Consider the following 22,177-nt stretch of genomic DNA (forward strand, 5'->3'; position numbering starts at 1 on the left):
GCCGAGCGGGCTATCGTCGGCCCTAAAGGGCAGGCGGCGCGGCCTCCACAAACGCAGGCAACGCGCCAGCGCGATCCGCAATCGCCGTCAGCTTGGGAAACGGCGCCAGATCGACCTTGAAGCGCCGGGCATTGTACATTTGCGGAACCAGACAGGCATCGACGATATCGGGCGCATCGCCCCCGGCGAATTGCGTGTCGGGCAGCAGCTTTTCCAGCGTCGCGAAGCCCTGCTCGACCCAGTGGCGATACCAGCCGTCGATCGCCGCCTTGTCCTGCCCCATCTCATGCTCGAGATATTGCAGCACGCGCAGATTGTTGATCGGGTGAATGTCGCACGCGATCGTCAGCGCCAGTTCCATCGCCCGGGCCCGCGCGATCGGATCGACCGGGATCATGCGCGGTGAGGGGTGGATCGCATCGAGATACTCGATGATCGCCAGACTCTGCCCGAGCCGCACGCCATCCGTCTCCAGCGTAGGGACGAGCCCGGCAGGATTGACCGCCAGATATTCGAGTGCACGCTGATCGCCCGCGCGCAGCACGTAATTGCGCTTTTCGTACGCCAGCCCTTTGAGACTGAGGACGATGCGCACGCGATAACTCGCCGACGACAGCGGAAAGTCATGCAGGATCATACGAAATCCGCTTCCTTGTCGCCGATCGTCACCTGAAGCGGCGCGAGGCCCTCGATCGTCACGTCGATCACGTCACCCGGCACCACCGCGCCGACGCCGGCCGGCGTGCCGGTGAAGATCAGGTCGCCCGGCAGCAGGCGTTCGAAGCGGCTGACATAGGCGATCTGTTCGGCACAATCCCAGATCAGGTCGCGGACGTCGCCGTCCTGCTTCAGCTCGCCGTTCACGCGCAACTGGATCGGGCCGGAGGCGACATGGCCCTCAGCCACCGGGCGGATGGCCGCCATCGGTGCCGAGAAGGCGAAGTTCTTGCCGATCTCCCACGGCCGGCCCTTGTCGCGCGCCTCGAGCTGCAGATCGCGCCGCGTCATGTCGAGCCCGACCGCATAGCCGAACACCAGGTCCAACGCGTCCGCCTCGCTCACCTTCGCGCCCTCCTTGCCGATCGCGATCACCAGCTCGGCCTCGAAATGATAGTTCTTCGTCTCGGGCGGATAGGGGATCGTCGCGCCGTTGGGCGTCAACGCATCCGCCCATTTGGCGAAGAAGAACGGCGCCTCGCGATTCGGATCCTTCCCCATCTCCCGCGCATGCGCCTCGTAATTGCGCCCGATGCAGATGATGCGGCCGACCGGAAAGGTGTCGTCGCTCCCCGCAATGGCGGCGGCGGGGCGTTCGGGCAGGGTGAAAGCATGTGGCATGATCAGTCCTCTGACGATTCTCTGGAAAAACCGTGGACAAGAGCGTATGCCGACGCAAGCATAAAGAGGACATTTCCGTCATGGCCACGATCACCAGAACACCGACCAATCTCGAAGCGGCCCGCGACGACTTCTACGATCGCCTGAAGCCCGAAGCGCTGGCACCGTTATGGGCCGTGCTGTCCGCACTGGTGACGCCGACGCCGCGCACCCCGGCCGTTCCCGCCGCGTGGAGCTTCGGCCGCGTCCAGCCGCTGCTGATGGAGGCGGGCGACCTCATCACCGCGGCGGAGGCCGAGCGGCGCGTGCTGATCCTCGAAAACCCCGCGCTTCCCGGCCAGTCGCGAATCACCAACACGCTCTATGCCGGGCTGCAGCTAATCATGCCCGGAGAGGTCGCCCCGGCGCACCGCCACGCGCAGAACGCGCTGCGCTTCATCATGCAGGGCGAAGGTGCCTTCACCGCCCTGGACGGCGAACGGGCGTATATGCAGCAATACGATCTGATCCTGACCCCGGCCTGGCTGTGGCATGATCACGGCAACGAGACCGACCAGCCGATGATCTGGCTCGACGGCCTCGACATCCCGCTGGTCCAGATGCTCGACGCGAGCTTCGCCGAACATCGCGAGGATCGCGGCGCCTGGCCCACCTCGCGCCCCGCTGGCGATGCGGCGATGCGTTGGGGCCGCAACATGCGCCCGGTGCACGCCGATCGACTCGCCGGCCAGGGCAATCCGCTCTTCATCTACAAATTCGCCGAATGGCGCGAGACGCTGGAGGTCCTGCGCCGCAGCGAAGCACCGCACGCGCACGACGCCTATCTGATGGAGTTCACCAATCCGGTCGACGGCGGCCCGGTGATGGCGACGATGTCCGCCTTCGCCCGGCTGGTTCCGGCCGGGTTCGAGACCGCGCCCGCGCGCTCCAGCGACGGCATGATCAGCGTCGTCGTCGAGGGCACCGGCACGCTGTTCATCGACGGTAAGCCCTTCCCGCTCACGCCCGGCGAGATCGTGGTCGTTCCTTCCTGGTCCGAACGCCGCTTCTCCGCCGACAGCGATCTGGTGCTGTTCAGCTATTCGGATCGCGCCACGCAGGAGAAGCTGTCGCTCTGGCGGCAGGCACTGGAGTAAGCGGAGGGGACGGTCGCCCGTTCAGGCCCCCGCCTTCTCCTCTTCCTTCATCACGACGCCGAACCGTGCCGCGGGCGGCGGCGCGCCATGCGCTTCGCCCGGCGCGATTCCCATCGCCGCACAGAACGACTCCCAAACCTCGCGCGGTTGCCCGGCCTGGAACAGGAATTCGTGCATGTGGTGGCCGAAGAACGGGTGGTTCATGAACCCTTCCAGACTCGCGCCCTTCATCAGCAGGTCGCGTTCCGCCGTCGGCAACTGGACGTTCTTCGCCTTTTCCGGATCGCGAATGATCCCCTTGGGGTCCTCGCCATTCTCGACCGCCTTGATATCCTTCAGCAATTGCTTGCGCAGCATCTGGATCCCACGGTCGCTCAGGCCCAGCTTCTCCTTGGTGCGGTCGGCGATCGTCCCCTGCCCCACCCAGGCGACGAAATCCTGGTTCATCACGTGGCGGCTGTGCCAGCGACCGGTGGCCGGATCGACGATCGGCCCGCGCCACGTCGGGATGCGATCCTGGACATATGGCTCCTGCTCGTTCGGCACGCGATTGAACATCCAGCCGACGCTGAGCATGTTCTCGTCGTCGATCGGGATGCGCCATTCGAAATGGTCGCCGAGATAGAAGGCATTGGGCCACAGGCACACGCGGCCGACGGTCCACATCGAATGGGTTTCCATCAGGTCTTCGCGCTTGCGCTTGTAGATCAGGCCGTAATCGAATTCGTCGAACGCGATTTCCATGTGGCGGGGCCCGAGCTCGGCATTTTCGTCCTCCTGCCGCCGCCCCCAATTCATGTGCATCCATTCGAAATGCACCGGGTCGATCGAATTCTCCTGCGCCTGGAGCCAGTTGCACGGTAGTTCGGAAATCACGATCTGGCGGAAGCCGTTCTTCCAGCCGAACGGTTCCCAATCGGGCAGTTCGGGCGCGGGCGCCGGCCCCATATAGGTCCAGAGCAAACCGGCATGCGCCTTGACCGGATAGGCCCTGATCCTGATCTTGTCCTTGTACTTGGCCTGGGGGACGACCGTATCTTCGAACGGCATCTCGACGCACTGGCCGCTCTGGTCATAGGCCCAGCCGTGATAATTGCACCGCAAGCCGCATTTCTCGACGAAGCCATAGGACAGATCGGCGCGGCGATGTGCGCATTGACGCTCGACCAGCCCGAAATTGCCGCTCAGGTCGCGGTAGACGACGAGATCCTCGCCCATCAGGCGGATCGCCTTGACGCGTTGCGTGTCGAACTCGCTGACGCCGGCGATCGGAAACCAGTAGCGGCGCAGGACATCGCCCATCGGCGTTCCCGGCCCGACTTGCGTCAACAGTTCGTTCTGTTTGGCGTCCATCTCTCTCTCCAGCGCTCGTCGGTCAGGATTTCCGCCCGCTCGGATGAATGTCGGGCAAGGCGACGCCATCGACGGTCGCGGGCTTTGCATCGAGCAGCACGAACGCGACGCGTGCGATCGTGTCGCTGCTCGGATTGTGCCAGGCATGGATCGTGCCGCGCTGGATGACGATGTCGCCCGGCTCGCACCGCGTCCTCACGCCATCGTCGAGCACCAGCTCGATCGCTCCCGAAACCACGATGCCATAATCCAGGCTGCTGGTGCGGTGCATCGGGGCCGTGGTGCCCGGCAGCATATCGACGGTGCGGATCACCGAGCCGCCCGGCAGCGTCAGGTCGATCGCGCGGGTCCGGCCGTCGGTCGCGTCGTCATTGTCGACCGGGGTGCCGAGCGACGTCCAGACCAATGTCAGATGCGACGTGCCGGTCGGGTTGGCCCGCGCATCGAGCGTGCTGTCGTCGATCACCACCGCCTTGCCGGCGGCATCGTGCCCGGTGACGATACGACGAACGGGCGGCAATCCTGATACGGCCGGCATCTCAACCCCCATCGGTAATCACGGTGCCGCCATCGACGACGATCACCTGTCCATTGACGAACCCGCCGGCGCGCGCGGCGAGGAACACGGCGGCACCGGCGATCTCCTCGGGCTGGCCGACGCGGCGCAGCGGCGTCATCTGCATGCGCTTCGCCATGAATGCGTCGTCGCCCATCAGGCCGTCGGCGAAGCTCGTCGCGATCAGGCCCGGTGCGATCGCATTCGTCCGCACGCCCTTCGGCCCCCATTGCACCGCGAGGTTGCGCGCGAGCTGTACGACGCCGGCCTTGGCCAGCGCATAGGCATCGATTCGCGCATTGCCGCGCAGGCCGGCGATGCTGGCGATCAGGATCACCGACGGGCCGTCGCGCCCGGCCATGTACGGCAACGCATGCTTGGTCAGCACCGACATCGACCGGAGGTTGACCTTGATGACCCGGTCGAAGACCGTCATGTCGAGCGGGTCGGCGGATTGCCCGCCCTGGATCCCCGCATTGGACACCAGAATGTCGAGGCCGCCGAATCGCTCGACGATCTGCGCGACCAGCGCGACGATCGCGGCATCGTCGGACACGTCGCAGGCGATACCGGTCGTTCCCAGCCGCGCCGCGGCGGCAGCGGTATCGTCGGCATTCTCGCTCGATACGATCACGTGCGCGCCCTGCGCGATCATCGCCTCGGCAATGGCGTAGCCCAGGCCGCGCGTCGATCCGGTGACCAGCGCAATCTTGCCCGACAGGTCGAACAGCCCCGTTCCCATCCGTCATCCTCTCATCTGCTCGCCGTCACGGCGACGATGCAATTCGCTCTACACGGAATTGCCACTCTGCGACAAGCAGATACCGACAGACATCTGACGATCTTGCATCGCAAATAAAATTCGGTATATCGGGAATAAGAGCCGCAGAGCTGGATTATTCGGGAGAGGTTATGAAGCACATCGTTTTATTGTCCGCATCGGTTTTGGCGATCGCTGCCGTCCCCGCACATGCGCAGACCACGCCCGCTGAAAATGCCGCGCCGGTCGGCCAGGCCACGCCCGCCAGCAACGCACCGCAGGGTGCCGCGCCCTCCGCGATCGATACCGAGCAGGAAGGGCTGCAGGACATCATCGTCACCGCGCAGCGCGTCGAACAATCGGCTCAGAAGACTCCGATCGCCATCGCAGTGATCAGTCCGCAGGAGCTGACGCGTCAGAACGTGACGCGCGCCGAGGATCTGTCGCGCGTCGTGCCCGCTCTGGTCACCACCGCATCGGGCGGTCCCAACACCTCGTTCTTCATCCGCGGCGTCGGCAACAGCACCGTCAATTCGTACAGCGATGCGGCGATCTCGTTCAATTACGACGGCATCTATATCGGTCGCCCGAACTCGACCCAGGGCTTCTTCTACGATCTGCAGCGCGTCGAAGTGCTGAAGGGGCCGCAGGGCACGCTCTATGGTCGCAATGCGACCGGCGGCGCGATCAACGTGCTGCCCAACCGTCCCAGACTCGGCGTCACCAGCGGCGAATTCCAGGCCAGCTACGGCAATTACAATGCGGTCCAGGGGCAGGCCGCGATCAACCTGCCGATCGGCGACAAGGGTGCCTTGCGTGTGGCCGGGGCCATCAACCGGCATGACGGCTATCTGTCCGACGGCACGTCCGACCAGCGGGAGGAAGCGGTGCGTGCGCAGGTGTTGGCCGAGCTCACGCCCGACCTGACGACCCGCATCGGCGTGGACTATTCGCACCAGGGCGGCGTCGGCACCGGATCGTTCGTCTATGGCACCTATGGGGTCGTGAACGGTGCCTTTGCCTTCACGCCGACGCCTCAGCTTGGCCCCAAGGTCGGCGTGCACGATCCGCGGACCGAAGCGTTCGTGCAGACCCGCTTCATCCCCCAGGCCGGGCGTTTCTCCGAGGCGACCGGCACCTACCCGCGTCAGAATAACGCGGTCTGGGGCATCACCAACGAGACCAATTGGACGACCGCCGCCGGCACGCTGACGGTGCAGGCCGGTTACCGCGAATCGGATATCAATTCGCTGTCCACGACGTCCAATTTCCGCACGTTCAACATCAAGGAGCATGCCGAACAGACGACGCTGGAAGCGCGCTTCGCCGGCAAGATCGGGACGATCGCGGATTATCTGGTCGGCGCCTTCCTGTTCGACGAGGACATCGGCAATTCCACCGCGCTGAACCAGCTAACCGTGCTCACCTTCCAGGACTACAAGACCGGGACCAATTCGAAGGCGGCGTTCGGGCGGCTCGCGGTGCATGCCACCGACACGCTGACGCTCACCGCGGCGGGCCGCTACACCGACGACCGCAAATACATCAACGGACTCAGCAACAATTTCGTGCTGTTCTGCGGCAACCCCGCGCCGCCGCAGGATTTCTGCCCCAACACGCCGCTGTTCCCGGCGGTGTTCTCGGCCGGCGAGGTGACCGCATTCTACGGCGCGCGCGGTATCCGCGTGACTCCGGTGCCGCTGTTCGCGCTGCCGCCGGCGGCCGGCGGATCGCAGACGGCGCCCTTCGTGCTGAATGCGCAATTGCCCAACGTCACGACGTTGAACACCAAGAAATTCACCTATCGTCTGGCTGCGGATCTGCAGGTGACGCCGTCGAACCTGCTCTATGCCAGCTTCGAAACCGGCTTCCACAGCGGCGGGTTCAATTTCGGGCGCGGGCGCGAAACGTACCGGCCCGAGACGATCCAGGCCTATACGATCGGATCGAAGAACCGCTTCTTCGGCAACCGGCTGCAGCTCAACATCGAAGGGTTCTACTGGAAGTATAAGGACCAGCAGATCGCCCAGTTCGGCACCGATTTCAGCAGCCCGCCCGTGACGGTCTTCTATACCGACAATATCGGTCGCAGCACGATCAAGGGCGTCGACGTCGATGTGGATTTCCTGCTGACGCGCACCACGCGGATCAACGGCAGCGTCCAGTATCTCGACAACCGCTATGACAATTACACGATCGCGACCGCGCAATCGAGCGGCGTGCCCAACTTCGCCTGCCCCTACACGCCGGTCGCGGCGGTGGGCACGGTGCCGGCACAGTTCAGCGTCGATTGTTCGGGCAAGCAGGGGCTGTTCTCTCCGAAATGGTCGTTCAACGTCAGCGGCGAGCAGACGTTCGAGCTTGGCGACTACAAGCTGGTCGCGCAGGGCGGCACACGCTGGCGCGGCGATTATTTCGCCGCCACCAGCTATCAGCCCTGGGTGATTTCCAAGGCGGTGTTCCAGTCCGACGCTTCGCTGACGGTCTCGCCGAACTCCAACGCATGGTTCGCCTCGCTGTTCGTCAACAATATCGAGAACCACCGTCGCATCACCCAGTCGAACGTGAGCGGCGCGCTGAGCACGCAGTCCGGCCTGTCCACGGCACCCCGGACCTACGGAATCCGCATCGGCGGTCGCTTCAAATAACCGGGGGCAAGCCCCCGCGGCGCCGTCGTCGCGGGGCTTGTAATTCCTGTTATCGGGAATTATGATCGAAGCATCGAATTGGACCGGGACAGACCATCATGACCACTCGAGTGACCGATCTCCATTATGTCGCCCATGCCGTGCCCGACCTCGCGTCGGAGCGGACCTTCTATGGCGAGACCTGGGGCCTGACCGAAATTGCCGAACAGGACGGCAAGATCTATTTCGCTGCCGAAGGCTCCGAACATCCCTTCGTGGTCCGGCTGCGCCAGGATGATGAGAAGAAGACCGATCTGATCGGCTTTTCCGCCGCCTCGCGCGCCGATGTCGATGCGATCTTCGCGCAGGCAATCGCTGCGGGTGCCAAGCCGATCGCGGAGCCGGGTCCTGCCGAAGGTCCGCAAGGCGGCTATGCCGCGCGCTTCTTCGATCCCGAAGGGCGCGCGATCGAGGTCATTTGCGAGACCAGCAAGCGCGTCGCGCGTCCGCTCTCGCGTGGCGAGGCGATTCCGACCGGGCTCAGCCACATCGTGCTGCATTCGCCCAATCATAAGGGCCTGCTGAAATTCTACGAAGATGCGCTCGGCTTCCGGGTGTCCGACTGGATCGGCGAGTTCATGGTGTTCCTGCGCTGCAATCCGGCCCACCACCGCCTGGCGATCATGCCCGGACCGCCGGCGCTGAATCACGTCGCCTTCGACGTCAGCGGCGTCGATGATCTGATGCGCGGCCTCGCCCGGCTGACCAAGGCGGGCGTCACCCTCAACTGGGGTCCGGGGCGGCACACGGCGGGCAACAACACCTTCAGCTATTACATCACGCCGAACGGCACCGCGGTCGAATACACGTCCGATCTCGAGGACGTCGACGAAGACGTCTGGGAGGCGAAGACCTACCCGATGAACGGCGACATTACCGACCAATGGGGCACAGGCCGCATCATCCCCGGCAACGTCCCCACGTAACCGCCGAACCGGACAAGGGTTTGTGGTGCGTACCGGCATAACCCGGACGATTCCTGGAGGGGTTGCGAGATGGTAGAGTCTGTTCTGGTCGTCGGTGGGGGCATCGGCGGCATGTCGGCGGCGCTCGCACTGACGCAGCGCGGGATCGGCGTCACGCTGATCGATGCCGATCCCAATTGGCGCGTCTATGGCGCGGGTATCACGATCACCGGCATGTCGCTGCGCGCGTTCGACGATCTGGGCGTGCTCGACGAGATTCGGACCCGGGGTTTCGTCCACGACGGGATGCGACCGATGAAATTCACCGGCGAGCCGCTGGGGCCACCGATGCGCGCGCCGGCGGGGTCGCCGCCGGTCATGCACGGCGGCGGCATCATGCGCCCGGTGCTGCACGACATTCTGTCGAACCGGGTGCGCGCCAGCGGCATCGACGTGAAGCTGGGCATTACCGTCGAGACGCTCGAACAGGATGAAGCGGGCGTCGATATCGTGTTCAGCGACGGCACGACCGCGCGCTATGACCTGATGATCGGTGCCGACGGCATTTTCTCCAAGACGCGCGAGATGATCTTTCCCGATGCTGCCAAACCGCAATTCACCGACCAGGGCTGCTGGAGGATCGTCGCCAAGCGGCCTCCGGACGTGGACCGCGCCGAAATCTATTTCGGCGGGCCGCTGAAGATCGGCATGTCCCCGATCTCGCAGGACGAAATGTACGTGTTCCTGCTCGAACATGTGCCCGGCAATCCGTGGTTCGCACCCGAGACGCATGTCGCGCACCTGCGCGAATTGATGGCACCGTTCGGCGGCAACATCACGGCGGTGCGGGAGGCGCTCGGCGAGGAGTCTCAGATCGTCTACCGCCCCCTCGAATGGCTGCTGTTGCCCGATCCGTGGTACAAGGGCCGCGTCGTGCTGATCGGCGATGCCGCGCATGCGACGACGCCGCACATGGCGTCGGGCGCAGGCCTCGCGGTCGAGGACGGGCTGGCGCTGGCGCAGGAACTGACCAGAACGGACGATGTCGCGGCGGCGCTGCGCGCCTTCATGGATCGCCGTTTCGAACGCGCCAAGCTGGTCGTCGAGACCTCGGTGCAATCGGGCGCGATGGAGATCGCCGGTGCCGACCGCGCGCTGCAGGGCAGTATCATGGGCGCCGCAACCAAGGCGCTGGCCCTCCCCTATTGAACCCGCACAATTGACCATGAAGGCCGGCAACTGCTGGCATCATCACAACGATAGGATACCCGCATGAGCCTCCCGGATCCGCGCATCGCGGCCCCCCGCACGCTGGACGAACTGCGTGAGGATACGGTCAAGCGCATCACCAACGGCGGCTATCCAGGGCGCGGCGTCCGTCCCGCCGATGCCCAGGCTGCGATGGCGGCGTTGACCACGCTCGAGCCCGAGGATTGGGCGGCGGTATGGATGACGGTCGGCGACCGGGTGATGGCCGAAGCCGAGGCGGCCGCCGATCGCACCACGCAACGCGATCTCTTCAAGAGCGCATTCGCGACCTACACGATGGGACGCTTCCCGACCATCTCGACCCCCGGCAAGCAGGCATCGTACGAAAAGGCGATCGTGGCCTATATGCGCTATGCGGCGCTGCTGCCGAACCCGCTTGAGGTCGTGCGCATCCCGTTCGAGGGCAGCGAAATCATTGGCTATCTGCGCAAGCCCGACGGTGCCAGCGCGGTGCCCACGGCCTTCCCGCTGATGGTCCAGTGCGGTGGGCTGGATTTCTGGAAGGAAAACGTCGCCGACGAGGCGCTGAACTACCTGCCGCATGGTATCGCGGTGTTCGGCATGGACATGCCCGGTACGGGCCAGGCACCGATCAAGGGCGATGTCGGTGCCGAGCGGATGTTCTCCGCGGTGTTCGATTGGGCCGAGACGCGCGCCGACATCGATTCGACGCGGATGTTCATGCGCGGCGTCAGTTGGGGCGGTCACTGGGCCACGCGCGTTGCCCTCGCGGAGAAGGACCGCCTGCTTGGCGCGATCAACCATGGCGGCGCGGTGCACCACTTCTTCCAGCCCGAATGGCAGTTGAAGGCGTTGGGCACGCGCGAATATCTGCTCGACCTGTTCGGCGCGCGGGCGAACGTGTTCGGCGTGAAGACGCTCGACGAATTTCTCGAATACGGCCCGCGCATGTCGCTGCTGATCGATGACCAGATAGATCGCCCTTGTGCGCCGATGCTGGTGATGAACGGTGCCAAGGACAGCCAGGTCCCGATCGCCGATCAGTTGCTGCTGCTCCAGCGCGGTGATGCGAAGGAAGCGTGGATCAACCCCAAGGGCGTCCATATGGGCTTCGGCGCAGGCTGGGGCCCCGAGCGCACGATCAACGACATCATCGCGCCCTGGCTGCTCAAGAAGCTCGCCCAGCACGACGCTCGATAGGAGAAGCGGTCTTGAAACTCGCCACCATGGCCAATGGCACGCGCGACGGGCTCCTCGTGCTGGTGTCGCGCGATCATGCGCGCGCGGTTCCCGCCAAGGGCATCGCGACGACGCTGCAGGACGCGCTGGAGCGCTGGAGCGAGGTCGAGGCGCCGTTGCGCGCGCGCGCCGACGCGTTGGAACGTGGCGACCTGTCCGAAGCGGTCGACTTCCTCGCGGGCGACGCGCTCGCGCCACTGCCCCGGGCGTGGCAGTGGCTCGACGGTTCGGCCTATGACAGTCACGGCGAGTTGCTACGCATGGTCTCCGGTCGCGAACCCCCGCCCAACGATGCGCCGCTAATGTATCAGGGCATGTCGCACATGTTCCATTCGGGCACCGCCGACTTTCCGACGCCGAGCGAAGCCGCGAACATCGATTTCGAGGGCGAATTCGGCATCATCGTCGACGATGTGCCGATGGGCACCACGGCTGAACAGGCGGCAACCCACATCAAGCTCGTCGTGCTGATCAACGATTGGTCGCTGCGCGGCCATGCCGCGCGCGAGGCCAAGATCGGTTTCGGATGGGTGCTGGCCAAGCCCGCCTGCAGCGTGGCACCGATCGCGATCACGCCCGACGAGCTTGGCGCATATTGGCGCGACGGCCGGGTCGACGTACCACTCGTCGTCGATTGGAACGGTGAACGTTTCGGCGCGGCACAAGGATATCAGATGCACTGGTCGTTTCCCGAACATGTCGCCCACGCCGCACGCAACCGATCGCTGTGCGCCGGCACCATCATCGGCGGCGGCACCGTCTCGAACGCGAATTACCGCGAGGTGGGATCATCCTGCATCGCAGAACGGCGCGGGATCGAGACGATCGACGAGGGCAAACCACGTACCGGCTTCATGAAATTCGGCGACCGTGTGCGGATGGAAGCGACCCTGCCCGACGGCTCGCCGCTGTTCGGCGTGATCGACCAGCGCGTGGTGCAGGCGTGACCGCTGCCCAGAATGCGGACATCGGTGGATCCGAGACGTCAGTGCCGCAGGGTGGCTTGGTCGCCGCTTATGGTCTGGTGCTGCTGTTTCTGGCCAACATGTTCAACTATGCCGACCGCGCGCTGCTCGGCATCGTCGTCGAGCCGATCCGCAAGGAGCTGCTGCTCAGCGATACGGAAATCAGCATCGTTTCCGGTTTCGCCTTCTCGCTTTTCTATCTGATCGCCGGCGTCGCCATCGCGCGCTGGGTCGATCGCGGCAACCGCCGGCTGATCCTCGTGCTCGGCGTTGCTTTATGGTCGTCCGCGACTGCGGCGACGGGCTTCGCACAGGGGTTCGCCAGCCTCACCTTTTGCCGGATGTTGGTCGGCGTCGGCGAGGCGACTGTGTTTCCGGTCGCATTGTCCTTGCTGGCCGATCTGTATCCCGGGCCGCGGCTTTCGCGCTCCGTATCGATCTTTCAAGCGAGTTCCGGGGTCGGCGTCATGATCGGGTCGGTGCTGGCCGGGATCCTTGCCGCATCCCACGGATGGCGGACGATGTTCGAGCTGTTCGGCGCGGCCGGGCTGGTGCTGGTCCTGCTGATCGCCTTCACGATGCAGCCCACCGCGCGCACGCTCGTCAAGGGTGCGCAGCCGATCGAGGATGGCAGTCTGCTGACCGCGGTCCGCGCCGTGCTGAAGGTTCCGGGAATCGGCTGGCTGGCGCTGGGCTATGCCGCATCGAACATGATGCTCGCCTGCCTGCCGACCTGGGCACCGGCATTCCTGCTGCGCTCGCACGGCGTGCAATTGGCCGAGGTCGGTGCGCTGGTGGGGCCGCCGGCGGTACTCGGCGGCATTCTGGGCACGATCCTGTCGGGCATGCTCGCCACTCGCCTCATCAAGCGGAGCGGAAACCCCTGGGCAGGCCTGATCGTCCCGATCCTCGCGCTGCCGCTGGCGGCTCCGGCGTTCGCCTTGTTCCTGTTCGCCCCCTCGCTTCCCGTGGTGATGGTCGGCATCGCGATCATGAACTTCATGCTGTCGAGCTCGCTCGGCCCCTGCGTCGCGCTCGCGGTATCGCTCGTGCCACCGACCCGGCGCGGGCTGACATCGACCCTGATGCTGATCGCCCAGACGCTCATCGCCTTCGCGATCGGGCCGTTGATCATCGGCTTAGTGAGCGATGCGCTAACCCCCACCTATGGTGAAGACGCACTGCGGCACGCATTGTCCCTGATGATCGCGGCACCTCTAATAGCGTCCATATTGCTATGGGTCGCGCGGCGCAGGATCATCGCGAACTGATTGCTGATGGCGGAGTAAGGATCGGCAACAAGCGATCGCCCTCAACCCGCTCGCCCCGCAGCGATGCGTTTCGCGGCGATCCAGGCGAGCGCCATCACCGGTGCATTGGTGTTGCCCGAAACCGGTGCCGGCATCACCGAGCAATCGACGACGCGCAGGCCGGACACGCCGTTCACCCGACAATCGGGATCGACCACGGCGTGATTGTCGCTGCCCATGCGGCAGGTGGCGACCGCGTGCGTGCCACACAATGACAGGCGGCGGAACGCATCGAGCAGGTCGGCGTCGCTGGTCTTGTCCGCCCCCGGCACCAGTTCCTCCGCCAGCCACGGCGCTATCGCAGGCTGCGCCATGTAGCGCCGCATGACCCGGACGAGATCGATCGCCGAGCGCTGATCCTCCGCCGTCGTCAGCCAGTTGGGCGTGATCTGCGGCAGAGCGGCGGGATCGGGCGAGGTCGCGCGCAGATCGCCCTCGCTCGTCAGGCGCAGCAACTGGCCGTACATCGTCAGCCCGGGTGCGCGCTCCACCTCGGCCAGCGGTACCGGGAAGGTATCGTCGCCGCGCGCGAAGGTGAACGCGCTCATATAGAGCTGCGCATCGGCGCGCTCCACCGCATCGCTGGTGCGCACGAAGGCGCCGACCTCGAACGGCCCGGTGGCGAGCGGCCCGGTGCGCGTCAGATAATATCGCAGCACATTCGCCACCAAGCCGACGCCGTGGAACTGGCGGTTGTTGCCGGGATGCCGCTTCAACCGGTAGGGCAGCGAGAAGCCGAGATGATCGCGCATCCGCCGACCGACATCGGGGCTGTCGACGCGCCCAGCAATCCCCGCTGCGCGCAGGACCGCCGCCGGGCCGATGCCCGAATGTTGCAGGATGTGCGGCGACAACAGGGCACCCGCCGCCAGGATCACCTCGCCCGCCGCGTCGAACCGCACCGACCGACCATCGACGCGCGCCTCCACACCGATCGCGCGCAGATCGTCCGACAACAACACGCGATCGACCAGCACCCCGGTCTTCACCGTCAGGTTCGCGCGGCTCCGGGCCGGCTTCAGGAACGATTCCGCCGCGCTCTGCCTTCTGCCGCGCCGAATGTTGTGGGCGTAATAGCCCACGCCTTCATTATCCTCGCGGTTCAGATCGTCGCGCCGTTCCAGTCCGAACTGCTCGCCCGCCGCAATCAGCGCTTCGGCCAGCGGATAACGATAGGTGCCCGGCGATACCGCCACCGGCCCGCCGACCCCGCGCAGGCCGTCATCGCCCAGCGCGTGATCCTCGATCGCGCGAAACGCCTCACGCATCGCCGGCCAGCCCCAGCCGGTCGCGCCGAGATCCTCCCAGTCGGCATAGTCCGCCGCCTGTCCGCGGACCCAGATCATCCCGTTGACTGCCGACGATCCGCCCAGCCCACGCCCGCGCAGCCAGATCTCGCTGGCCGGCGCATCGTCGGTGCGAGGCTGCGCGACCGGGAAGTGCCAGGCATGGACCGGATCGAGCACCAGCTTGCCGATGCCCTTGGGCATGGTGACCATCGGCGAGGTATTGGCACCCCCAGCCTCGAGCAACAGGACACGGTGTCGTCCGCTCGCCGATAGCCGTTCGGCCAGCACGCAGCCCGCCGAGCCTGCCCCCACGATGATATAGTCCCAGCTCATGCCGCGCGCGCGGCCGCGTGCCGGCCGGCGCGGTAACCAAACACCATGCCCGGCCCGAGCGTGCCGCCCGCGCCGCCATAGGTCATCCCCATCGGCGAGGCCATCACGTTGCCCGCCGCATACAGGCCGGCGATCGGCGCGCCATCGACGTCGAGCACGCAGGCATCGCGATCGGTCTGCGGGCCACCCTTGGTGCCGAGCGCGCCGCTTTTCACCTCGACCGCGTAATACGGACCGAAGCCGAGCGGGCCGAGCGTCGCCCGCCGATCCCCGCGGAAGGCCGGATCGCCCCACCACAAATCGTTCGCGCTCTCGCCCCGCCGGAAATCGGGATCGTGCGGCGTCTCGCCCCCGGCAAGATCGTTGAACCGCGAGACCGTGGCGACGAGACCCGCCGGATCGATCCCCGCGCGCACCGCCAGATCCTCCAGCGTATCACCGCGCGGTATCCATTGCGGCGGGGTCGCCGCCTGCGCAAAGCCATCGGTCAGCCCGCCGACGAACGGATATCTGGCGTAGAATTCCTGATTGAAGATCAGCCAGCACGGCAGATTGGCATATTCGAACCGGCTGACATCCTGTTCGTGGAACGCCGCGCCGAACGCATTGTAGTTCGACGCCTCGTTGGTGAAACGCTTGCCGTGACGGTTGACCATCAACCCGCCGGGCATCGTGCGCTCGTAGGTGAGCAATTGCCGCCCCATCGAGATCACGTCGGTCGGTACCTCGATCACCGGCATCCACCACGCCTCGCGCATGTTGCCGAGCATCGCGCCGACACGCATCGCCATCTTCAGCCCGTCGCCGGTGTTGGTCCGGATCGAGACGGGATGAGTCAGCGGCCCGCGCGTGAAGGCGCGAACCAGATCGGCATTCCATTCGAAGCCGCCGGTCGCCAGGATCACATTGTCCGCACGCACCTCGAACGGCCCATCCGGGCCATCGAAGCGCACGCCGGCGACTTTGCCCTCCATGATGAGATCGATCGCGCGCGCCTCGGTCACCGGAACGATCCCGCGATCGAGGCACCCCTTCAACAATCGCCCGACCAATGCCAGCCCCATGCCGCGTTCATCGCGCGCGACACGCCCGGCCTTAACCTCGGGCGAGGCCGGTTGCGGCACCGGCTGACCCAGCGTGGTCTCGCCGATCGTCATCGTGAGATCGGGATAATAAGGCGAGACGCCGACCCTGTCGCACCAGTCGCCGAGTTCGGGATAGGCGAAGGGCGGGCATTCGAGCGTGCGCCCGCCCTCGGGCTTGCCGCCGGGAAATTCGGGATGGTAATCGGGGAAATCCGGGATCGAATAGAATTTCACCGGCGTGCGTTCTTCCAGGAACGTCATCATCTCGGGGCCGGTATCGACATAGGTTTCCGCCATCAGCGGATCGATCATTCCGTGCGACAAGGCGGCAAGATAGGTCAGCGCCTCGGCGCGGCTGTCCGGCTTGCCCAGCGCGATCTGGTGCGGGTTGTTGGGGATCCAGATCTGTCCGCCCGACCAGGCCGTCGTTCCGCCGACCGTTTCGGCCTTCTCGAAGATGCCGACCCGCGCGCCGCCCTCATGCGCGGTGATCGCGGCGGTCAGCCCTGCGGCACCGGTGCCGAGGACGATGACGTCGAGCCGGTCCATCTTCCGGACTCAGAACTGAACGCGTTTGGTATAGCCGCCATCGACCACGATGTTGGTGCCGGTGGTGTAGGACGAAGCCGGACTGGCGAGGAATGCGATGGTGCGCGCCACGTCCTCGGCCCCGCCCCAGTGGCCGAGCGCGAATTGCGCTTCGGTCGCGTCGTACAATTCCGGCATCGCGCCCTTGATCGCTTCCCAATTACCGCCGGGAAAGGCGATCGGCCCGGGCGAGACCGTATTCACCCGGATGCCCTTGGCACCCCAGGCCTGGCCGAGCTGCTTGGCATAGATGAGCAGCGCGCCCTTGATCGTGTTGTAAGCCTGCGGCACGATGAACGTCTCGATGCCCGCCGTGCTCGACATCATCACCACCGATCCCACGCCGGACGCTTCGAGGAACGGCTCCAGCGCCTCGCACCCCCGCACCGCGCCGAGCAGGTCGAGCCGGTAACAGGCGTCCCAGTCCCCGGTTGCCCCGGCACCCGATGCACTCGCACCCGGCACGAAGATATCGCACCCGCCGAGCTTTTCCGCCGCCGCGACGAGCCAGGCGTGATAGGGCGCCATCTCGCCGATCTCGAACGCCTCGCCGATCACCGTGCCGCCGTGCCGCGACAGCGATGCCACGGTTTCGTCAACCTGCGCCTGGTTGCGCGAGAAGAACGCGATATCGGCGCCTTCGCTGGCGAAGATCTCGAGCGCGGCGCGGCCGATGCCGCGGCTGCCGCCGGTCAGAATGACCTTCTTGCCCTTCAAACCCAGATCCATCGCAGCCGCTCCGACTTATGATATTGCGGCCAGACTGCGCGCACCACTCGCGCACAGCCACTCCCTTTTTGAACAGGACGTTCCGCGCGGCCTTCGGCCTATGGCGGCAGATGGAAAAGACTATCCACAAGCGACGCTAGGAGACGATCGATGGGGCGTTTATCGGGCAAGGCCGCGATCGTGCTGGGTGCCGCCAATCGCGGCAATATGGCGCAGGTGATCGCGCGCCGTTTCCGCGACGAGGGCGCGGCGGTCACCGTCGCGGGACGATCGATGGATGAGCTGACGCGCTTCGCCGAAGAGATCGGCGGCCATGCCCTGCCCTGCGACATCACCGACCGGGACCAGGTCTTCGCGCTGGGCCGCGACGCGCGCGCCGCGATGGGCAGCGTCTCGATCGCGGTCAACGCGACCGGCTGGGGCCTGCTCAAACCGTTTCTGGACAATACCGAAGACGAACTGGACCGGATGATGGCGCTCCAGTTCAAGGGCCCGTTCCTGTTCTGCCAGTCGATGATCGAGGCGATGGACGACACCGGCGGATCGATCATCCAGATCAGTTCGGCGACCGCGAAGATCATGCTCAACGATCATGCCGCCTATATGGGCTGCAAGGCCGGGGCGGATCACGTCATCCGCTGCGTCGCGAATGAATTCGGCGACCGCGGCATTCGCGCCAACAGCATCTCGCCCGGCCTGACCGACACGCCGATGACGGCGGAGGCGAAGGAGGTGCCCGGCCTGTTCGACGCCTTCGTCGCCGGCTATCCGCTCGGGCGGATCGGCACGTCGGACGACATTGCCGCCGCCGCCGTCTGGCTGGCGAGCGACGAATGCTTCATGACGGGCGAGAATCTGCAGGTGAATGGCGGCCTCACGCTGCGTCGCAACCCGACCGGGCAGGAAATCGGCGCGGCGGTGGCGAAGGCCTCGGCCTGATTGCTCAGGCCGATTCGGCGGCCATCGCGCGCAACTGATCCTTGCGAATCTTGCCCGATGCGGTGCGGGGGAAATCGCCCACGAACACGAAACGTTCCGGCGTCTTCTGCCGCGCCAGCCCGCTTTCCGTGACATAGGCGGCAAGGGCATCGGCATTCGCCGCCCCGGCCAGGATCACATAAGCACAGATCCCCTCGCCGAGCCGAGCATGCGGCATCGCGACCACCGCCGCCTCGCGCACCGCCGGATGGGCGTGCAACACGTCCTCGATCTCGCGCGCGCTGATATTCTCACCGCCGCGAATGATCAGGTCCTTCTTGCGTCCGGTGATGACGAGTGCGCCCTCCGCCGTGACGTGGCCGAGATCGCCGGTTTGGAAATAGCCGTCCGCGTCGATCGCCTCGATCGTCTGCGCCGGATCGGCATAGCCCAGGAACATTGCCGGCCCGCGCGCGAGAATCTCGCCTTCCTCGCCAGCCACCACCTCACGGCCCCCGGCATCGACGATCCGCACGTCGTAATCGATGATGGCGCCGTCGGTCGTGGCGGCCAGTGCGGCATCCGCCGCCTGCGGATAGCCGAGCGTCACCAGCGGCACCTCCGAACTGCCGAACACGCGAAACGCGCGGCATTGCGCGAACGCCGCCGTCGCCGCCGGAATGACCTCGGGCGGCACCGCAGCCCCGCCACAGGCAAAGAAACGCAATGACGGCAGGCGCGTGCCGGCGTCGCGCGCGGCGGCGGCAAGTTCGGTCAGGAACGGCGTCGCCGCCACCGTGCCGACGACATCGTGCCGGTCGATCAACGCCACCGCATCGCGCGCCTGCCAGCTTTCCATCAGGATCGTCCGCGTTCCGGCATGAAATGGCATTTCCAGGCCGTTGGCGTAGCCGCTGATATGCGTGACGGGCGAAGGCATGATGATCGTATCGCCCGATTGGATATCCCAATGACGGACCGATTCATTGATCACACGGGCGAGGCTGTTGTGCGAATGCAGCACGCCCTTCGGCCGACCGGTCGTGCCCGAGGTGTAAAGCAGCAGCTTCACGCCGCGCGGATCGACCGTGGGACGCGCAAACGGCGTGCCCCGACCGCTGGCGAGCAGCGTCGGATAATCGATCATACCGTCCTGCGCGCCACGCACGGTGACGACATGCGCAAGATCGGGCAGGTTCGGTCGCAACCGCGCGATCATCGCGGCATAATCGTAGCCGCGGAAGTGCGACGCCACAAACAGCAGGCGCGCGCGGCTGTCGGCCAGCATCATGCCGACTTCGGCATCGCGGTAGATATGGACGATCGGATTGACGACATATCCGGCCATCGCGCAGGCGAGGTTTATCGTCATCGCTTCTGCCCAATTGGGCATCAGAAAGCTGACCACGTCGCCCTGCCACAGCCCCAGTTCGGCCATGGCGGCGGCCAGCGCCTCCGCCTCCACCACGATTCCCCCGCGGGTCAGCACCGTGTCGCCAGCCACCAGCGCCACCGCATCGGGCGCGGCATTCGCTGCGGCCTCCGCGATCTCGGCAAAGCTCCGGTCGCCCCAGAATCCGGTGGCATAGCGATCGAGGTGGGGCGCATCGACGGTGATCATCGCCGCGACCATGACCGCGCACGATCGCCCCGCCAACCCGCATATGTCGCAGGGTGCGGCGGCCCGTACGCATCGCCGCCCCTGTCCTTCTTCGTAGCTTGCCGCGCTCCCGTCCGACTGCTCTGCTGCGTGAAAACCAGCCATGGGAGCGGACAGCATGGATCTCGATACGATCGGCGACGTCGCCGAGACGATGCTCGATTATGTCGAGAGCAATACGACCTTCATGACCGAGGGCGCGATGACCGTACCGACGCGATCCTATCTCGACCCCGACCAATGGTGCGCCGAGATCGAATTGATCTTCAAGCGCGCGCCCCTCATGCTCGCGCTCAGCTGCGAACTGCCCAATCCCGGCGACTACAAGGCTATGGATGCGGTCGGCCTGCCGGTGCTGATCAACCGCGACAAGGCCGGACAGGTGCGCGCTTTCCTGAACGTCTGCGCGCATCGCGGTGCGCCGGTGGCGAAGGAGGGCCATGGCAATTGCCCGCGCTTCACCTGCATCTATCACGGCTGGACCTACGGCCCCGACGGCCGGCTGATCGGCATCGCCGACCCCCAGAAGTTCGGCAAGATCGACAAATCGACCCGCGGGCTGAAGGAATTGCCGTGCGAGGAGCGCGGCGGAATGATCTTCGTCGTGCTGACGCCCGACGCGCCGATCGATCTGGACGCACATTTCGACGGCTTCCTGGAGGATTTCGAGGCGGCCGGCCTGAAGGACTGGTCCTTCCTCGGCGCGCGCGTGATCGAGGGGGCGAACTGGAAGATCGCGTTCGATGGCTATCTCGAGGGCTATCATTTCTCCCAGCTTCACCCGGAAACGATATCGCCACGCACCTTTTCCAACGTCACGCATTACGAGGCGTTCGGCCCGAACATGCGCATCGGCTTTGCGCAACGCGACATCGCCAAACTGCGCGATCTCGACCGGTCAGCCTGGGGAACACAGGAAAATAACGGCTTCGATTTCGTCCGTATCCTGTTCCCCAACGTCTCGGCGTTCCTGGCACCCGAGATCGCGCAGATCGCACAACTGTTCCCCGGGCCGACGCCCGACAAGAACCGCACCGTGCTGCTCTACGCCCGCCGCGAACCGCCCCGGGACGACGAGGACCGGGCCGCGATCGAAGCGATGATCACCTTCCTGCGCGACGTAACCTATACCGAGGATTATCTGATCGGGCTCGACATCCAGAAGGGGCTGGAGGCGAATGCGCACAACGATCTGGTGTTCGGCCGCAACGAGCGCGGCAACCAGTATTTCCACGAATGGCTAAACTGGTACTTGCAGGACGACGCGACGTTGCCCAAGCCGGTGCTGTGAAGGGGAATAGCGCGCCGCGCGATCCTCAGATCGCGGCGAAACCCCCGTCGATATTCAGCTCGCTGCACGTGACGAAGCTCGCCGCATCGGAACACAGGAACACCACGCCGCCGCCGAGTTCGTCGGGCCGGCCGAGCCGCCCGATCGGGTGGTTCGCCACGATGCCCTGCATCGCCACCTCGCGCGAGGGGACCGCGCCGATGGCGATATAGCGATCCATGATCCCGCCGAGCATCGCGGTGTCGATGCCGCCGGGATGCACGCTGTTGACGCGGATATTGTAACCTAATGCGGCGAATTCGGCGCCCATGCTCTTGGTCAGCAGCTTCACCGCGCCCTTGCTGGTGCAATAGGCGGCGTTGAACGCGGCACCGCGCTGCCCGCCGACGCTGGAGAAATTAACCACCGAGGCCCCGCCCGCGCGCGCCTTGCCGCCTTCCTTCAACAACGGCAGCAGGATCTGCGTGCCGATGATGATGCTGTCGACATTGACTGAATTCACCCGGTGCCATTCGGCGATCGGCGTATCCTCGAACCGCGTGACGATCGAGATGGCGGCGGTATTGACCAGCGCATCGAGCCGCCCGTAGCGCACCCGCGCCTCGGCCTCGACGCGCTGCCAGTCCGCGGCGCTCGTCACGTCGTGCGGCAGATACAGATCCGCGACGATGCCGGGCGCTTCCGGCGCAAGATCGGTGGCGATCACGCGCGCACCGGCGGCGGTCATCGCCTTGCAGATCTCGCGACCGATGCCGCCGGCGGCCCCGGTGACGATCGCGACGGTATCGGGAAGGGCAATCGTCAT

Annotated in this window: 19 protein-coding genes; 9 read left to right on the top strand and 10 right to left on the bottom strand. The window is 65.6% G+C overall.

The genetic code is table 11. The features are described 5' to 3' along the window. Positions 1-22: 22 nt before the first annotated feature. Together maiA and U1738_RS09700 are read right to left on the bottom strand one after the other, a co-directional pair. Positions 23-637, bottom strand: coding sequence for a maleylacetoacetate isomerase (gene maiA / locus U1738_RS09695; protein ID WP_332788844.1), 615 nt, complete (start codon positions 635-637; stop codon positions 23-25). After that, positions 634-1,338: a fumarylacetoacetate hydrolase family protein gene (locus U1738_RS09700; RefSeq protein WP_332788845.1), complete on the bottom strand. Its 705-nt coding sequence runs from the start codon at positions 1,336-1,338 to the stop codon at positions 634-636. The genes maiA and U1738_RS09700 overlap by 4 nt, the downstream gene beginning before the upstream one ends. A gap of 80 nt (positions 1,339-1,418) precedes the next feature. Here U1738_RS09700 and gtdA point away from each other — a divergent pair, with 80 nt between their 5' ends. Continuing rightward, on the top strand, positions 1,419-2,474 hold the full coding sequence (gene gtdA, locus U1738_RS09705) for a gentisate 1,2-dioxygenase (RefSeq protein WP_332788846.1): 1,056 nt from the start codon (positions 1,419-1,421) through the stop codon (positions 2,472-2,474). 21 nt (positions 2,475-2,495) lie between these two features. On the opposite strand, the gene U1738_RS09710 is transcribed toward gtdA, so the two are convergent. The 3 genes from U1738_RS09710 to U1738_RS09720 are packed head-to-tail and all read right to left on the bottom strand — an operon-like array spanning position 2,496 to position 5,125. Continuing rightward, positions 2,496-3,827: a Rieske 2Fe-2S domain-containing protein gene (locus tag U1738_RS09710; RefSeq protein ID WP_332788847.1), complete on the bottom strand. Its 1,332-nt coding sequence runs from the start codon at positions 3,825-3,827 to the stop codon at positions 2,496-2,498. Positions 3,828-3,849: 22 nt separating this feature from the next. After that, positions 3,850-4,365 carry a cupin domain-containing protein gene (locus U1738_RS09715; RefSeq protein ID WP_332788848.1) on the bottom strand — a complete coding sequence of 172 codons (516 nt, stop codon included), beginning with the start codon at positions 4,363-4,365 and terminating at the stop codon, positions 3,850-3,852. Between the two features lies 1 nt (position 4,366). Next, on the bottom strand, positions 4,367-5,125 hold the full coding sequence (locus U1738_RS09720) for an SDR family NAD(P)-dependent oxidoreductase (protein ID WP_332788849.1): 759 nt from the start codon (positions 5,123-5,125) through the stop codon (positions 4,367-4,369). A gap of 170 nt (positions 5,126-5,295) precedes the next feature. Between U1738_RS09720 and U1738_RS09725 the strand changes: the two genes are divergently transcribed. From U1738_RS09725 to U1738_RS09750, 6 genes are all read left to right on the top strand, one after another. After that, a complete protein-coding gene (locus U1738_RS09725; RefSeq protein WP_332788850.1) occupies positions 5,296-7,791 on the top strand; it encodes a TonB-dependent receptor in 2,496 nt (831 codons plus the stop codon). Positions 7,792-7,889: 98 nt separating this feature from the next. After that, positions 7,890-8,756, top strand: a complete 867-nt coding sequence (locus tag U1738_RS09730; protein ID WP_332788851.1) for a VOC family protein — start codon at positions 7,890-7,892, stop codon at positions 8,754-8,756. 69 nt (positions 8,757-8,825) lie between these two features. Further along, positions 8,826-9,944, top strand: a complete 1,119-nt coding sequence (locus U1738_RS09735; RefSeq protein ID WP_332788852.1) for an FAD-dependent oxidoreductase — start codon at positions 8,826-8,828, stop codon at positions 9,942-9,944. A 63-nt stretch (positions 9,945-10,007) separates the two neighbouring features. After that, on the top strand, positions 10,008-11,165 hold the full coding sequence (locus U1738_RS09740) for an alpha/beta hydrolase family protein (RefSeq protein ID WP_332788853.1): 1,158 nt from the start codon (positions 10,008-10,010) through the stop codon (positions 11,163-11,165). Between the two features lie 11 nt (positions 11,166-11,176). Next, a complete protein-coding gene (locus U1738_RS09745; RefSeq protein WP_332788854.1) occupies positions 11,177-12,151 on the top strand; it encodes a fumarylacetoacetate hydrolase family protein in 975 nt (324 codons plus the stop codon). Continuing rightward, on the top strand, positions 12,148-13,440 hold the full coding sequence (locus U1738_RS09750) for a spinster family MFS transporter (RefSeq protein WP_332788855.1): 1,293 nt from the start codon (positions 12,148-12,150) through the stop codon (positions 13,438-13,440). The genes U1738_RS09745 and U1738_RS09750 overlap by 4 nt, the downstream gene beginning before the upstream one ends. 41 nt (positions 13,441-13,481) lie before the next feature. Here the strand turns inward: U1738_RS09750 and U1738_RS09755 are convergent, their stop codons facing one another. The 3 genes from U1738_RS09755 to U1738_RS09765 are packed head-to-tail and all read right to left on the bottom strand — an operon-like array spanning position 13,482 to position 17,503. Next, positions 13,482-15,101, bottom strand: a complete 1,620-nt coding sequence (locus U1738_RS09755; RefSeq protein WP_332788856.1) for a GMC family oxidoreductase — start codon at positions 15,099-15,101, stop codon at positions 13,482-13,484. Then, positions 15,098-16,735, bottom strand: coding sequence for an FAD-dependent oxidoreductase (locus U1738_RS09760; protein ID WP_332788857.1), 1,638 nt, complete (start codon positions 16,733-16,735; stop codon positions 15,098-15,100). Before U1738_RS09760 ends, U1738_RS09755 begins: the two co-directional genes overlap by 4 nt. 9 nt (positions 16,736-16,744) lie before the next feature. Next, positions 16,745-17,503 carry an SDR family NAD(P)-dependent oxidoreductase gene (locus tag U1738_RS09765; protein ID WP_332788858.1) on the bottom strand — a complete coding sequence of 253 codons (759 nt, stop codon included), beginning with the start codon at positions 17,501-17,503 and terminating at the stop codon, positions 16,745-16,747. A 150-nt stretch (positions 17,504-17,653) separates the two neighbouring features. Here U1738_RS09765 and U1738_RS09770 point away from each other — a divergent pair, with 150 nt between their 5' ends. Next, complete coding sequence (locus U1738_RS09770; RefSeq protein ID WP_332788859.1) at positions 17,654-18,442, top strand: SDR family oxidoreductase; 789 nt, start codon at positions 17,654-17,656, stop codon at positions 18,440-18,442. 4 nt (positions 18,443-18,446) lie between these two features. Here the strand turns inward: U1738_RS09770 and U1738_RS09775 are convergent, their stop codons facing one another. Continuing rightward, a complete protein-coding gene (locus U1738_RS09775; RefSeq protein ID WP_332788860.1) occupies positions 18,447-20,186 on the bottom strand; it encodes an AMP-binding protein in 1,740 nt (579 codons plus the stop codon). Positions 20,187-20,199: 13 nt separating this feature from the next. On the opposite strand from U1738_RS09775, the gene U1738_RS09780 reads away from it, so the two are divergent. Further along, positions 20,200-21,372 carry an aromatic ring-hydroxylating oxygenase subunit alpha gene (locus tag U1738_RS09780; protein ID WP_332788861.1) on the top strand — a complete coding sequence of 391 codons (1,173 nt, stop codon included), beginning with the start codon at positions 20,200-20,202 and terminating at the stop codon, positions 21,370-21,372. 25 nt (positions 21,373-21,397) lie between these two features. Here the strand turns inward: U1738_RS09780 and U1738_RS09785 are convergent, their stop codons facing one another. Then, positions 21,398-22,177, bottom strand: a complete 780-nt coding sequence (locus tag U1738_RS09785; RefSeq protein WP_332788862.1) for an SDR family NAD(P)-dependent oxidoreductase — start codon at positions 22,175-22,177, stop codon at positions 21,398-21,400.

It is taken from the genome of Parasphingomonas caseinilytica (assembly GCF_036663755.1).
GTDB lineage: Bacteria > Pseudomonadota > Alphaproteobacteria > Sphingomonadales > Sphingomonadaceae > Sphingomonas.

Bases quoted from the DNA above. Each gene is read 5' to 3' on its own strand.
- maiA (WP_332788844.1), bottom strand. From the start codon at position 637: ATGATCCTGCATGACTTTCCGCTGTCGTCGGCGAGTTATCGCGTGCGC.
- U1738_RS09700 (WP_332788845.1), bottom strand. From the start codon at position 1,338: ATGCCACATGCTTTCACCCTGCCCGAACGCCCCGCCGCCGCCATTGCG.
- gtdA (WP_332788846.1), top strand. From the start codon at position 1,419: ATGGCCACGATCACCAGAACACCGACCAATCTCGAAGCGGCCCGCGAC.
- U1738_RS09710 (WP_332788847.1), bottom strand. From the start codon at position 3,827: ATGGACGCCAAACAGAACGAACTGTTGACGCAAGTCGGGCCGGGAACG.
- U1738_RS09715 (WP_332788848.1), bottom strand. From the start codon at position 4,365: ATGCCGGCCGTATCAGGATTGCCGCCCGTTCGTCGTATCGTCACCGGG.
- U1738_RS09720 (WP_332788849.1), bottom strand. From the start codon at position 5,125: ATGGGAACGGGGCTGTTCGACCTGTCGGGCAAGATTGCGCTGGTCACC.
- U1738_RS09725 (WP_332788850.1), top strand. From the start codon at position 5,296: ATGAAGCACATCGTTTTATTGTCCGCATCGGTTTTGGCGATCGCTGCC.
- U1738_RS09730 (WP_332788851.1), top strand. From the start codon at position 7,890: ATGACCACTCGAGTGACCGATCTCCATTATGTCGCCCATGCCGTGCCC.
- U1738_RS09735 (WP_332788852.1), top strand. From the start codon at position 8,826: ATGGTAGAGTCTGTTCTGGTCGTCGGTGGGGGCATCGGCGGCATGTCG.
- U1738_RS09740 (WP_332788853.1), top strand. From the start codon at position 10,008: ATGAGCCTCCCGGATCCGCGCATCGCGGCCCCCCGCACGCTGGACGAA.
- U1738_RS09755 (WP_332788856.1), bottom strand. From the start codon at position 15,101: ATGAGCTGGGACTATATCATCGTGGGGGCAGGCTCGGCGGGCTGCGTG.
- U1738_RS09760 (WP_332788857.1), bottom strand. From the start codon at position 16,735: ATGGACCGGCTCGACGTCATCGTCCTCGGCACCGGTGCCGCAGGGCTG.
- U1738_RS09765 (WP_332788858.1), bottom strand. From the start codon at position 17,503: ATGGATCTGGGTTTGAAGGGCAAGAAGGTCATTCTGACCGGCGGCAGC.
- U1738_RS09770 (WP_332788859.1), top strand. From the start codon at position 17,654: ATGGGGCGTTTATCGGGCAAGGCCGCGATCGTGCTGGGTGCCGCCAAT.
- U1738_RS09775 (WP_332788860.1), bottom strand. From the start codon at position 20,186: ATGGCTGGTTTTCACGCAGCAGAGCAGTCGGACGGGAGCGCGGCAAGC.
- U1738_RS09780 (WP_332788861.1), top strand. From the start codon at position 20,200: ATGGATCTCGATACGATCGGCGACGTCGCCGAGACGATGCTCGATTAT.
- U1738_RS09785 (WP_332788862.1), bottom strand. From the start codon at position 22,177: ATGACGATTGCCCTTCCCGATACCGTCGCGATCGTCACCGGGGCCGCC.